The organism is Flavobacterium sp. T12S277, from assembly GCF_048514875.1.
Taxonomy (GTDB): Bacteria; Bacteroidota; Bacteroidia; order Flavobacteriales; family Flavobacteriaceae; genus Flavobacterium.
Map to the genome: position 1 here is coordinate 1 of NZ_JBLYEG010000007.1, position 13,503 is coordinate 13,503.

Annotated in this window: 11 protein-coding genes; 7 read left to right on the plus strand and 4 right to left on the minus strand. The window is 36.4% G+C overall.

The features are described 5' to 3' along the window. Positions 1-259 precede the first annotated feature (259 nt). A complete protein-coding gene (pafA, locus tag ACN1CN_RS11780; protein WP_419135810.1) occupies positions 260-1,876 on the plus strand; it encodes an alkaline phosphatase PafA in 1,617 nt (538 codons plus the stop codon). 135 nt (positions 1,877-2,011) lie between these two features. On the opposite strand, the gene ald is transcribed toward pafA, so the two are convergent. Next, positions 2,012-3,130, minus strand: a complete 1,119-nt coding sequence (ald, locus tag ACN1CN_RS11785) for an alanine dehydrogenase (protein ID WP_264525073.1) — start codon at positions 3,128-3,130, stop codon at positions 2,012-2,014. Between the two features lie 200 nt (positions 3,131-3,330). Here ald and ACN1CN_RS11790 point away from each other — a divergent pair, with 200 nt between their 5' ends. Next, a complete protein-coding gene (locus tag ACN1CN_RS11790) occupies positions 3,331-3,789 on the plus strand; it encodes an Lrp/AsnC family transcriptional regulator (protein ID WP_264525072.1) in 459 nt (152 codons plus the stop codon). 120 nt (positions 3,790-3,909) lie between these two features. Here the strand turns inward: ACN1CN_RS11790 and ACN1CN_RS11795 are convergent, their stop codons facing one another. Further along, the gene (locus tag ACN1CN_RS11795) at positions 3,910-5,358 is read right to left on the minus strand and encodes a glyceraldehyde-3-phosphate dehydrogenase (protein ID WP_264525071.1); all 1,449 of its coding nucleotides are present in this window, start codon (positions 5,356-5,358) and stop codon (positions 3,910-3,912) included. A gap of 316 nt (positions 5,359-5,674) precedes the next feature. Then, positions 5,675-7,075, minus strand: a complete 1,401-nt coding sequence (locus ACN1CN_RS11800; RefSeq protein WP_264525070.1) for a trypsin-like peptidase domain-containing protein — start codon at positions 7,073-7,075, stop codon at positions 5,675-5,677. 140 nt (positions 7,076-7,215) lie between these two features. Between ACN1CN_RS11800 and dapF the strand changes: the two genes are divergently transcribed. The 5 genes from dapF to ACN1CN_RS11825 all read left to right on the plus strand — a co-directional run bounded on the left by dapF (position 7,216) and on the right by ACN1CN_RS11825 (position 11,294). Next, entirely contained in the window at positions 7,216-7,998 is a 783-nt protein-coding gene (gene dapF / locus ACN1CN_RS11805) for a diaminopimelate epimerase (RefSeq protein WP_264525069.1), read from the plus strand. A 41-nt stretch (positions 7,999-8,039) separates the two neighbouring features. Next, entirely contained in the window at positions 8,040-8,573 is a 534-nt protein-coding gene (locus ACN1CN_RS11810) for a GNAT family N-acetyltransferase (RefSeq protein WP_291285512.1), read from the plus strand. Positions 8,574-8,583: 10 nt separating this feature from the next. Next, positions 8,584-9,624 (plus strand): endolytic transglycosylase MltG, encoded by a 1,041-nt coding sequence (mltG, locus tag ACN1CN_RS11815; RefSeq protein ID WP_419135812.1) that lies wholly within the window; start codon positions 8,584-8,586, stop codon positions 9,622-9,624. A gap of 2 nt (positions 9,625-9,626) precedes the next feature. Beyond that, complete coding sequence (locus ACN1CN_RS11820; RefSeq protein WP_419135813.1) at positions 9,627-10,547, plus strand: DUF2279 domain-containing protein; 921 nt, start codon at positions 9,627-9,629, stop codon at positions 10,545-10,547. Positions 10,548-10,646: 99 nt separating this feature from the next. After that, positions 10,647-11,294 carry a peptidoglycan-binding protein LysM gene (locus ACN1CN_RS11825; protein WP_291285514.1) on the plus strand — a complete coding sequence of 216 codons (648 nt, stop codon included), beginning with the start codon at positions 10,647-10,649 and terminating at the stop codon, positions 11,292-11,294. Between the two features lie 52 nt (positions 11,295-11,346). On the opposite strand, the gene scpA is transcribed toward ACN1CN_RS11825, so the two are convergent. Then, positions 11,347-13,488: a methylmalonyl-CoA mutase gene (gene scpA / locus ACN1CN_RS11830; RefSeq protein ID WP_419135815.1), complete on the minus strand. Its 2,142-nt coding sequence runs from the start codon at positions 13,486-13,488 to the stop codon at positions 11,347-11,349. Positions 13,489-13,503 lie beyond the last annotated feature (15 nt).

Sequence of the window (13,503 nt, forward strand, 5' to 3'; positions counted from 1 at the left end):
AACGGATTTATTCTGTTTACCGTGAACTGCGTTAGGGATGGCAGCGGTATCCTTTTGTGACACCTTTAATCTTCTTATAATCTCCAAAAACTTTTATCGCAAAAGATTTAGCGGACAGCCCGACCCGGAGGGGAACGCCATAGTTATCTTATTAGTTTTGATTCTGTTAAATTATAGTCGATTTTAGTTTTTTAAGTTGGTATGGTAGTTTTTTTTAAAAGTGAATCAGTATTTTTGTTTGAAACATTATAATTTAAGTATGAAAAAAACTATTGTATTGTTGACACTATTTGTAATCTCAAATTTAAGTGCTCAACAGCGCCCTAAGTTGGTGGTAGGTATTGTGGTAGACCAGATGAAAATGGAATATTTGTATCGGTTCTCAGATGATTTTTCGTCTAATGGATTTAAACGATTGATGAATAATGGATATACTTTTCAAAATATGCATTATAATTATATGCCTACCTATACTGCGCCCGGGCATGCTTCTATATATACCGGAACTACGCCTGCAACTCATGGAATTGTTGGGAATGAATGGTTTAGCAGAACGCTTGGTAAGGAAACGTATTGTACGGATGATGCAGGTGTGAAAACAGTAGGAGATGGTACGGTAGAAGAAGGGGCTATGTCGCCTAAAAACCTGCAAAGCACTACTATTACCGATGAAGTGAGAATGGCAACTAATTTTGAAGGAAAGGTGATTGGTATGAGTCTTAAAGACCGTGGAGCGATCTTGCCGGCTGGGCATTTTGCAAACTGGGCTTTTTGGTACAGTAAGACAGGTTCGTTTATTTCGAGTACTTTCTACGGTGAAAAGTTACCGCAATGGGTTTCAGATTTCAATAATGAAAAACATTATATGCCATATATCAATAAGGGATGGGATTTGTTTAAGCCAGCTTCGGTTTATAACGAGAGTTTACCGGATAATAATCCTTATGAAGGAAAGTTATACGGAAGTGCTGCTCCGGTTTTTCCTTATGATTTAAAGAATATGTATGAAAAGAATGATGCCGGAATCTTAAGAGCTACACCTTACGGGAATGATTTATTAGCAGAGTTTGCTATGAAAGCTATCGAGAAAGAAGAATTAGGAAAAGATAGTATTACAGATTTCTTAACGGTTAGTTTTTCTTCTACAGATTACGTAGGACACTTACTTGGGCCAAGATCAATGGAGCTTCAGGATACGTATTTGAGACTGGATCAGACAATCGCTGACTTTTTGAATTATTTAGACAAGACTGTTGGGAAAGACAACTACTTACTATTTTTAACAGCAGATCACGCAGGGGCTGAAAATGTAATTTACTTAAAAGACAGAAAATATAATGTGAATAATTATCCTGCTAAGGAAGTAAAAAAGAGTTTGCAGGATTTCTCTGTAAAAACATTTGGTGTGGATTTAATTTTAAATTATTCCAACTTTAATGTGTTTTTGAATAAACCAGTTCTTAAGAAAAAAGGACTTGAATTAACTAAAGTAAAACAGATTTTCAAAGAGTTTCTGATTTCACAGCCTCAGGTGAAGCGAGTGTATACAGAGGAAGAAATTTTAGCCAATTCCGGTAAAGATTATTACCTTGATTTTGTGGCAAAAGGTTACGATGTCACTCAAAATGGAGACTTAATTATTTTGGATAAACCTGGAGATATCGAATATTCTAATACAGGAACCTCACACGGAACGCCTTATAGTTATGATACTCACGTTCCTGCTATTTTTTATGGATGGCACATTAAAAAAGGAGAATCCTATGATAAAAAAGCGATTACAGAAATTGCTCCGACAATAGCACAAAAAATTAAAGTAACTTTTCCAAATGGAACCGAAGCAAAAGTATTGCAGGAAGTTTTGGATGAAAAATAGTTCATACTTATAAAATAATAAAAAAACCTGTCTTGTTTTTCATGACAGGTTTTTTTGTGGGTGTAAAAAAAGGCTTCTCAATTAAGAAAAGCCTTTTGATAGTGTTTTAGTAAGCACTTATTTTAATGTTAACACCTATGCGTTTGTTAACACTAATTCTTCGTTGAAAGGTAGATTCCAAGCTTCTGCAACTCCTTTGTAAAGGATTTTTCCATTAGCGATGTTTAATCCTTTTTTCAATTCTTCGTTTTCATTACAAGCTTTTTCCCATCCTTTGTTTGCTAATTGTACAGCGTATGGTAAAGTTGCATTTGTTAAAGCTAAAGTAGAAGTGTAAGGAACAGCTCCCGGCATATTAGCTACACAATAGTGAACAATATCGTCAATGATGAAAGTTGGGTTTTCGTGAGTTGTAGGAGTACAAGTCTCGATACATCCACCCTGATCTACAGCTACGTCAACAACAACAGTTCCCGGACGCATTAATTTTAACATATCACGAGTGATCAAGTGAGGTGCTTTTGCTCCTGGAATTAAAACTGCACCAACAATTAAATCAGCTGTAGCGATTGCTTTTGTGATGTTGTAGTGGTTAGACATTTCTGTGTTCACGTTAGCTGGCATGATATCATCTAAATAACGTAAACGTGGTAAGCTTAAGTCCATGATAGTTACCTGAGCACCTAAACCAGCAGCCATTTTAGCAGCCTGAGTTCCTACGATTCCACCACCTAAAACCAATACTTTTGCTGGTGGTACACCTGGAACACCTCCTAAAAGAATTCCTCTTCCTTTTAATGGTTTTTCAAGGTATTTTGCACCTTGTTGAATAGCCATACGTCCGGCTACTTCAGACATTGGTACTAATAATGGTAAACTACGATCTGCTTTTTCAACTGTTTCGTAAGCCAAACATACAGCACCTTTTTCAAGCATAGCGTGAGTTAATGGTTCTGATGAAGCAAAGTGGAAATAAGTGAATAATAATTGATCTTTCTTGATTAATGGATACTCAGAAGCAATTGGCTCTTTTACTTTAATAATCATTTCAGCAATTGCATATACTTCTTCAATAGTTCCTAAAACTACCGCACCTGCATTTGCATACTCTTCGTCAGCGAAACCACTTCCTAGACCGGCAGTAGCTTGTACATAAACAGTATGTCCGTGTTTTTTCATTTCAGAAACTCCTGCAGGAGTTAATGCTACACGGTTCTCATTATTCTTGATTTCTTTTGGAACACCTATTATCATTTTGTTATCTTTTTTATTTTTTGTTGAAATTGTTTTACAAAACTACAGATAGAGAATATATTATTGATTAATGAGTAATAAATAAGAAAATATTATTTTATTTTTTACTTTTACAGAAAAATATACTGTTTAAGGAAATTAAATTGCCTCTAAAAAGAAAAAATGACTAAATTTTATTAATCAATGAAAACGATTTCGTTATGGCTTTAGATGATATTGACAAGAAAATCTTACGACTTTTACAGGAAAATGCGCATTATACTTTAAAAGATATCGCAAACAAAATAAACCTGTCCCTGACACCTGTTCATGATCGGGTCAAACGTCTTGAAAAAGAGGGGGTTATAGAGAAGTATGTTTCTATTTTAAACAAGAAAAAACTAGGTAACAATCTGACGGTGTATTGCCAAGTCACGCTAACCAAACAGACTTATGATACGTCGGAAGGATTCAATCAGTCGATTTTAAACTTGCCGGAAGTGGTTGAGTGTAACTATGTTTCGGGAAATTTTGATTATATGTTAAAAGTGATCATTCCTGATATGGAAAGCTATCATCATTTTCATCAAAAAAAATTATCTGTCCTTCCCGAGGTTTCTCTTATTAATACTGTTTTTGTTATTTCTGAAGTAAAGAGCACTACGGTTTTACCAATATAATTTAAGGAAGTGATGTGAATCTATTTTAAGAGAGTAGAATTGAGCTCGCTTATAATTAAAAAAGCAAAAGCCATCAGGAAAACTTGATGGCTTTTGCAGTATGGATGGTTTTGGTATATCCTAGTAGTAAGTAAAACGTCTTACTTTGGCAATGTATTTTGCCAAACGAATTACCTGGTGGCTATAACCGTATTCGTTATCGTACCAAATGTATAATACAATATTTTTCCCGTCTTTAGAAACAATTGTAGCGTTACTGTCATAAATTGAAGGAGCTGAAGTTCCTACAATATCAGAAGAAACCAATTCGTTATTCAATGAATATTTGATTTGTTCTACCAATTCGCCTTCTAAAGCGTATTTTTTCATGATCTTATTGATCGCCGGGATCGTAGTTGCTTTTTTAACTTCTAAATTAAGAACTACCAAAGAACCGTTTGGAACAGGAACTCTAATCGCATTCGAAGTTAATTTTCCTTCCAATGATGGCAATGCTTTTGCAACAGCACTTCCGGCACCAGTTTCGGTAATTACCATATTTAAAGCTGCTGCTCTTCCACGACGGTATTTTTTATGCATATTGTCGACCAAATTCTGATCGTTTGTATAAGCATGGATAGTTTCTAAATGTCCTTTTACTACACCTAATGTATCTTCGACAGCTTTTAAAACTGGCGTAATTGCATTTGTGGTGCAGGAAGCAGCTGAGAAAATATCAATTTCGTCAGGATTGTATTCGTTATGGTTTACACCATGAACAATATTTGGAACTCCTTTTCCAGGGGCAGTCAATAAAACTTTACTGGCTCCTTTAGAAGTTAAATGTCTTCTTAAAGCTTCTTCTGTAGTAAAAGCTCCTGTATTATCAATTACCAATGAATCATTGATTCCGTATAACGTATAATCAATTTCTTCTGGTGAATTTGCAGTAATGATATGTACGGTGGTTCCGTTGATAATCAATGCATTGTTTTTTGGATCGGCAGTAACTGATCCCTGAAAATCTCCGTGAATTGAATCGTATCGCAATAGAGAAGCTCTTTTCTCTAATGTTGAAGCATCATTTTTATCTCTGGTAACAATTGCTCTCAATCGCAATTGATTTCCTTTTCCGGTTTTAGACATTAATTCTCTGGCTAATAAACGGCCAATTCTTCCAAAACCATATAAAACAACATCTTTTGGTTGAATTTCTTCTGAAGATTTTGCTTCTTTCAATTTCTCGATTACAAAATATCGCGCATCAGGATATTTTTCATCTTCCAAACGATATTCATAAGTTAGTTTTCCAAGATCTAATTTAGCAGGCGGAAGATCTAAAGACAAAACAACTCTGGCGATTTCAACTGAATCAAAAATGGTGATAGGCTTCCCTACAAATTCACCGGCATATTGATGCAAATTGATAATATCGCTGACATTTTTATCCAGTAATTGGTTTTTGAATAGAACCATTTCGATGGATTTGTCATACCATAAATCGCTTATGATTTTAATTAATTCGACACCAGCTCTTCTTCGGTCGACTTGTAATGATACCTCTTTTTGGTACAAAGATTTTTTGCTCATAATTGATTAAATTGAAAAAATAAATACACGACTATTTTTAAATTTTGCGCAAAAGTACCCATTTCAATCGATTTCGTAAACTATTTTATGATTTATTTTTGAATTGGCTGTAAAAAATAATTTTTTTCGAGGAGTAAAAAAGAGGGCTCCGATTAACAAAAATGCAGCTTCGTATTTGGATGAAAATAAAAAAAGTCACCTTATTTCTAAGATGACTTTTTTTGAGTTTTCAGTCGCAGTTTTCAGTTTTCAGTGCAAAAAAACTGAGAACAGTGACTGTAAACTGCGACTGTAAACTGCGACTATAAACGAAGACTTAAATAATAATTCTAAGTATTTCACCTGACTTACTGATCATTTCAAGACGTACGCTTTGTCCTTCATTTTTTCTGTTTAATAACTTAGAAACCGTTTCGATATTGGTTGCTTTTACATTATCAATACTTAGTATGATATTACCTTGCAGCTCATTTTGATACTGCATTAAATTTTCATTCGTTATACTTCTGATTTTTACACCATAGTCAATTTTGAATCTCTTTTTATCCGCAGCATCGATATTTTCTAATTCAATTCCCTTAAATTCAGTACTGAAAAATTCATTTTTACTTAAAGTTACCGGAACTGTTTTTGTTTTTCCATCTTTAATATAGGTCACTTTAACGACATCATTTGGACGTTTTGTATTGATGTAACCTGACAGGTCTGCATAAGTTGCAATATTTTGGTCGTCAAGCTTCACGATAATATCTCCTTTACCAAGTCCGGCTTTTTCGGCACCGGAGTTTTTGGATACCTTACTAATGTAGAAACCTTGTGTCTCTGTAATTCCTAGCTCTTTAGAAGCGGTACTGTTCAATTCGCCACCTTCAACCCCCAGGATACCTCTTTGTACATTTCCGAATTCCATAATGTCTTCGATTATTTTTCGGGCAATATTAGACGGAACGGCAAACGAATAACCTACATAAGAACCGGTCATAGAAGAAATCATGGTATTAATCCCAATCAATTCTCCTCTGGTATTGACTAAGGCACCACCACTATTTCCGGGGTTTACCGCAGCATCGGTCTGAATGAAAGACTGGATTCCGTTGGTGTCCAGATTTCTGGCTTTCGCCGAAACAATTCCGGCCGTAACAGTGGAAGTTAAGTTATACGGATTTCCCACGGCCAAAACCCATTCTCCGATTTTTACAGAATCAGAATTGGCAAATGCGGTATAAGGTAATTTTTCGTCGGCATTAATTTTCAGTAAAGCGATATCCATTTTAGAATCGGTACCTATTAATTTAGCCTTGTATGACTTTTTATTGTTCAGTGTGATTTCAATTTCTGTAGCATCTTTAATCACGTGATTGTTGGTTACAATGTATCCGTCTTCTGAAATTATAACTCCGGATCCGGTTCCAACTTGCTCTTGCTGCTGTTGACCTCCATAACCATAGAAAAATTCCATCATCGGATTGCTGACTGTTCTTCGCGAAACATTTTTTACGTGTACAACAGTGTGAATGGTTTTGTCTGCGGCCGCTGTAAAATCAACCGTTTCAGCAGATAAAGCTACGTTTCTTCCAAATGAATTGGGGGCAAGAGTAACAACAGAATTTCCTCTTCCAAAAAAAGAATTGTTGCTTTCAAATAACAATTTGTAAGCACCAAGGGTAGTCGCACCACTAAGCAGTGAAACTAAAAACAAGGTTGAAAATCTTTTCATATTGCAGTTTATATTATTGGTTATTTTAACGTAAAAATACTTCAAAAAATTATTTGGAAAAACGGTTTAACGCTCTTTAACATTGATTAACATTTCATTAATTATTTGTTCGTACTTTTGTGGTTATTAATGAGAAAAAAATGCAAATAGAATTTTATAAATATCAGGGTACAGGGAACGATTTTGTCATGATTGACAACCGATCAGAGTTCTTTCCAAAAGACAATATTAAATTAATTGAACGCCTGTGCGACAGACGTTTCGGGATAGGTGCAGACGGACTTATTTTGCTGGAAAATGATACCGACACTGACTTTAGAATGGTCTATTATAATTCAGATGGAAATCAGAGTTCGATGTGCGGAAATGGTGGTCGTTGTCTGGTTGCTTTTGCCAATCAGTTGGGGGTAATTGACGATAAAACTACTTTTATTGCAACCGACGGTTTGCATCATGCTTCGGTAGGAGAGGATGCTATTATTTCGTTACAAATGATTGATGTTGATGAAGTGCAAAAGAAAGAGGCTTATACTTTTTTGAATACAGGTTCGCCACATCACGTACAGCTTGTGGATGATTTAGAGCATTACAATGTCAAAGAAAATGGTGCCGCAATTCGTTATGGCGAGTTGTATGGCGAAAAAGGAAGCAATATTAATTTTGTAAAAAAAGTAGACAACAGTACTTTTTCATTGCGTACGTATGAAAGAGGTGTTGAAGATGAAACTTTAGCTTGTGGAACAGGAGCAACCGCAGTAGCAATCGCGATGAATGCTATTGGGTTAACCGATGAAACTTCCATTAATTTGAATGTTGAAGGCGGTAAGCTGGTTGTTTCTTTTGACAAATCAGGAGATCATTTTACAAACGTTTTCTTGACCGGACCCGCTAAGTTTGTTTTCAAAGGAACTATTGAAATTTAAGCACAAAAATCAGAAATCTACAATCAACAATTTACAATTAAATGATAACACTCAAAGGCGACTCGATTTATCTGCGTGCATTAGAACCCAATGATTTGGAATTTGTGTATGCTATGGAAAATGATGAAAGCATTTGGGAAGTGAGTAACACACAAACCCCTTACAGCAGGTTTTTGATACGCCAGTATCTTGAAAATGCACAACAGGATATTTACGAGGCCAAGCAACTGCGTTTGGCTATTTGTCAGGATCAGGACTTTCCGGCGATTGGATTAATTGATTTGTTTGAATTTGATCCGAAAAATAACAGGGCAGGTATTGGAATTGTCATTCAAAAGGATGAAAATAGAAATCAAAAAGTTGGATCTGAGGCATTAGGGCTTTTAATTAACTATGCATTTCACAATTTAAATTTGCACCAATTATATGCAAATATTGCTGTGGGAAATGTACCAAGTGTAGCTCTTTTTACTAAATTTGGCTTTGAGAAAATAGGAATTAAGAAAGATTGGATTTTGCTCCAAAACCAGTATCAGGACGAAGCAATGTTTCAGTTAATTAACAAACACATTTAAATTTAAAACTTTGAGCATAAAAAAAATCATCACGTTAGCTGCTGTTGCCGTAATTTCAGTTTTAATGGTTTACGGATTTATTTTAATTAGTAAAATCTTCAGTGCCAATACCAAATTCGAGAAGAAAGAATTGTACGTGTATGTTCCTACAGGAGCTAATTATACCGATGTAAAGAAAATATTAGAGCCCTATATCAAGAATTTTGAAGATTTTGAGATGGTGGCCAACAAAAGAAGCTACCCTGAAAATGTAAAGTCAGGTCGTTTTTTGCTTAAAAAAGACATGAATAATATGGATTTGGTTCGCGCCATGCGTTCTAATGTTCCGGTAAAATTAGCTTTTAACAATCAGGAGCGTCTGGAAAATTTTGCAGGAAGAGTAGGTTCTGAAATCGAAGCCGACAGTTTGTCTTTGATGAAAGCCTTTAAAGATCCGGAATTTTTGAAAGCAAACGGTTTCAACGAAGACAATGTCTTTGCCATGTTTATTCCGAATACTTATGAAATTTACTGGAATACTTCTGCAGAGAAATTCCGTGATAAAATGATCAAAGAATATCATAATTTCTGGACTGCTGAGAGAATTGAAAAGGCAAAAAAACAGGGATTAACTCCGGTTCAGGTTACTATTTTAGCTTCGATCGTTCATAAAGAATCCGTAAAAAAAGATGAAAGACCCCGTATTGCCGGTGTTTATTTGAATCGTTTGCGTTTAGAAATGCCATTACAGGCAGATCCAACCGTAATTTATGCTTTAAAACTAAGAGATAACAATTTTGACCAAGTGATCAAAAGAGTATTCTACAACGACTTGCTTATGAGATCTCCGTACAATACCTATGTGAATATTGGACTTCCTCCAGGACCGATCGCGATGCCTGATATTACAGCTCTTGAAGCGGTTTTAAATCCGGAAAAAAACGATTATATTTATTTTTGCGCCAGTGTTGAACGCTTCGGATACCACGAATTTGCTGCTACTTTAGCCGAACATAATGTAAATGCAAAAAAATATTCAGACTGGATTGCCAGTCAGGGCGTAACAAGATAGTTTTGAGTTTTAAAAATATATTTTTCTTATCGGTTTTGATGTTGCCGGGTGTTTTTTCTGTGAATGCCCAAAGCAGGTTCGAAAGTTTTTTAACCCCTTTGGACAGCTTAAATAAGAAACGACAAAATACAGTTATCGTTACTGAAGCTGCTCTGGCTTCAGTAACATTGCTAGGTTTAAACCAGCTTTGGTATGCCGATTATCCGCGTTCTAATTTTCATTTTATAAATGATAATAACGAATGGCTTCAGATGGATAAAGTAGGGCATATGTATTCAGCATATCATTTGGGAAGGTTTGGTGCTGAAATGATGAACTGGAGTGGTGCCGATCAAAAAAAGCAACTGATTTACGGAGCAGGTTTAGGTTTTGCCTTTTTAACGGCTGTTGAAGTTCTGGATGGCTTTTCGGCCGAATGGGGCGCTTCTTCAGGTGATATTATTGCCAATGCAACCGGTACTGCCTTATATGTTTCTCAGGAATTACTTTGGAAAGAACAGCGCATTGTTCCAAAATTTTCTTTTCACACTACACATTACGCAAATTTAAGACCTAAGACATTGGGAAGTTCTTTAAATGAACAGCTCTTAAAAGATTACAATGGACAGACGTATTGGCTTTCTGTAAACCTTCATTCTTTCGCAAAACAAAGCAAAATTCCAAAGTGGTTAAATCTCGCTTTTGGTTATGGAGCGGAGGGAATGTTAACAGGAAATTTACAAAAAGATAATCTGGATTTCGCTCAAAACCCTGAAAGATTTCGTCAGATTTATCTTAGTTTTGACGTAGATTTGACAAAAATTGAAACAAAATCGCATTTTTTGAAGACTATTTTTTCCGTTTTTAGCACTATAAAAATTCCGGCTCCAACTCTCGAATACTCCGCCAATAAAGGGCTTAAAGCACATGCCTTCTATTTTTAGAAAATCTTAACTTGTTGATTATCAGTATTGTTTGTTTTTTATTACCTTTGCACCGTAGAAATTTCAAAAAGGTGACAGCGTTTTGAAGAAAAACAATTTATGATAAAGAAGTGGTATTTTTATGCGAGTTTGATCGTTATTATTACATTTTTGACTTTGGGTTTTAAACCCTTTAATCTGGAAACCAAACCGTGGTTTCTAATAGAAAAAACAGATGGATCTGAATACCTGTTTCCATCGCAGGAAGAGGATGATTATCCTACCTTACACAAATTAAACACCCCATTTACCGGAAAGCGTCTTATTGGTTTTAAAGAAGCCGTCGCTTTTAAAGAATCTCAAGGAAAATACCGTTTGGTAAATTCACTTGGTTATATGGGAAAATATCAATTTGGGACTCAGGCACTGAGAGCCATTGGTGTTCGAAACAACAAAGCCTTTTTAAAGGATCCTGCCTTACAGGAAAAAGCTTTTATTGCGCTATTGTCCAAAAACAAATGGATTTTGCGTAATGAAATCGAAAAGTATGAAGGGAAAGTGATCAGTGGTATTGAAATTACCGAGTCTGGTATTTTAGCCGCTGCACATCTTGGAGGTGCCGGTTCGGTTAAAAACTTTTTTAAGAACAACGGAGGCAGACATTTTAGGGATGCTTACGGGACTTCATTAAAAAGTTACCTGAAAGCCTTTGCAGGTTATGATCTTTCTTATATTGAAGCGGATAGTAACGCTACAATACACCGTTAAAAACATCAAACAGAAAAACAAAAAATCCCGAGTTTATCGGGATTTTTTTATTTTAGTCAATTAGAATTTCTAAGATTTTAATAGCGGCTTCACTAATTTTTGTCCCGGGACCAAATACTGCTACTGCTCCGGCATCAAAGAGAAATTGGTAATCCTGTGCCGGAATTACTCCACCCACAATAACCATAATATCTTCTCGTCCGTGTTTTTTAAGTTCTTCAATTACCTGAGGTACCAAAGTTTTATGCCCGGCAGCGAGTGATGAAACACCTAATATGTGTACGTCATTTTCGACAGCTTGTTTGGCAGCTTCAGCCGGCGTCTGGAAAAGCGGACCTATGTCTACGTCGAAACCTACATCGGCATAACCGGTAGCCACTACTTTTGCGCCTCGGTCATGTCCGTCCTGACCCATTTTTGCAATCATAATTCTCGGACGTCTTCCTTCCTGTTTAGCAAAGGCATCCGCTAATTGTTTTGCCTTTTCAAAATTCTCGTCGTTTTTTATTGCTGCACTATACACACCGCTAAAGGATTTAATTTGTGCTTTGAATCTGCCGAATACACTTTCAAGAGCATCGCTAATTTCTCCTAAAGTCGCTCTGTTTCGGGCGGCTTCAATTGCAATTGCTAGTAAGTTTCCTTCTCCGGTTTTTGCACAATGAATTAATTTTTCGAGTGATTGATTTACTTTTTCAGTATCTCTTGTTGCTTTAATTGTTGTAAGCTGATCGATTTGCTGTTTACGTACCATCTGGTTGTCAACATCCAGAATATGCAAAGGATCTTCTTTTTCTAAGCGATATTGATTGACACCTACAATTATATCTTGTCCGCTGTCTATTCTTGCTTGTTTTCTGGCCGCTGCTTCTTCAATTCTTAATTTCGGAATTCCGGCTTCAATGGCCTTTGTCATTCCGCCTAGTTCCTCGACTTCTTCAATCAGTTTCCAGGTACTTTTCAGGATTTCATCGGTTAGGCTTTCCACATAATAACTACCTCCCCACGGATCAACCGTTTTGGTAATTTTAGTTTCCTCCTGTAGAAAGATTTGCGTGTTTCGGGCAATTCTTGCCGAGAAATCAGTAGGTAAAGCAATAGCTTCATCTAGTGCATTGGTATGCAATGACTGTGTTCCGCCAAAGGCTGCTGCTGTGGCTTCGATACAAGTTCTGGCTACATTATTGAAAGGATCCTGTTCTGTTAAACTCCAGCCACTGGTTTGACAGTGTGTTCGAAGCGCTAAAGATTTGTCACTTTTTGGATTAAATTGCTGGACTAGTTTCGCCCAGATCATTCGGCCCGCTCTCATTTTGGCAATTTCCATAAAATGATTCATTCCAATCGCCCAAAAGAAAGACAATCTTGGCGCAAAATCATCAATAGTCATTCCGGTTGAAAGTCCGGTTCTGATATATTCAAGGCCATCGGCTAAGGTGTAAGCCAATTCAATATCGGCCGTGGCACCGGCTTCCTGCATGTGGTATCCTGAAATAGAGATAGAATTGAATTTGGGCATTTTTTTGCTCGTAAATTCAAAAATATCAGCAATGATTTTCATGGAAGGAGTTGGAGGATAAATGTACGTATTACGCACCATAAACTCTTTCAGAATATCGTTTTGTATGGTTCCGGATAATTTTTCGATAGCTACACCCTGTTCTTCGGCTGCCACAATATAAAAAGCCATAATAGGTAAAACGGCTCCGTTCATCGTCATCGAAACCGACATTTCGTCAAGTGGAATCTGATCGAACAATACTTTCATGTCTTCAACAGAATCGATCGCTACTCCGGCTTTTCCAATATCCCCAACTACTCGTTCATGATCAGAATCATAACCGCGATGGGTGGGTAAATCAAAAGCAATGGAAAGTCCTTTTTGTCCGGCAGCTAAATTTCTTCTGTAAAAAGCATTGCTTTCTTCTGCGGTTGAAAATCCTGCATATTGACGAATCGTCCACGGACGTCTCACGTACATTGTAGCATAAGGTCCGCGTAAATTTGGTGCAAATCCGGCTCCGAAATTCAGGAACTCTAAATCTTCAATATCTTTGTCAGCGTACTTTTTTTTGAGCTCAATCCCTTCAGCTGTTGTAAAGTTCTGAAGTGCGGATTCTGAGTCAGGCTTCTGCACGTCTAACTTTGCACTGTTGACATCTAACGTAATATGTGTAAGGTCTTTTCTAATCATGGAGACTCTTCGTTG

Bases quoted from the DNA above. Each gene is read 5' to 3' on its own strand.
- ACN1CN_RS11825 (WP_291285514.1), top strand. From the start codon at position 10,647: ATGATAAAGAAGTGGTATTTTTATGCGAGTTTGATCGTTATTATTACA.
- ACN1CN_RS11795 (WP_264525071.1), bottom strand. From the start codon at position 5,358: ATGAGCAAAAAATCTTTGTACCAAAAAGAGGTATCATTACAAGTCGAC.
- scpA (WP_419135815.1), bottom strand. From the start codon at position 13,488: ATGATTAGAAAAGACCTTACACATATTACGTTAGATGTCAACAGTGCA.
- ACN1CN_RS11800 (WP_264525070.1), bottom strand. From the start codon at position 7,075: ATGAAAAGATTTTCAACCTTGTTTTTAGTTTCACTGCTTAGTGGTGCG.
- ald (WP_264525073.1), bottom strand. From the start codon at position 3,130: ATGATAATAGGTGTTCCAAAAGAAATCAAGAATAATGAGAACCGTGTA.
- dapF (WP_264525069.1), top strand. From the start codon at position 7,216: ATGCAAATAGAATTTTATAAATATCAGGGTACAGGGAACGATTTTGTC.
- ACN1CN_RS11790 (WP_264525072.1), top strand. From the start codon at position 3,331: ATGGCTTTAGATGATATTGACAAGAAAATCTTACGACTTTTACAGGAA.
- pafA (WP_419135810.1), top strand. From the start codon at position 260: ATGAAAAAAACTATTGTATTGTTGACACTATTTGTAATCTCAAATTTA.
- ACN1CN_RS11810 (WP_291285512.1), top strand. From the start codon at position 8,040: ATGATAACACTCAAAGGCGACTCGATTTATCTGCGTGCATTAGAACCC.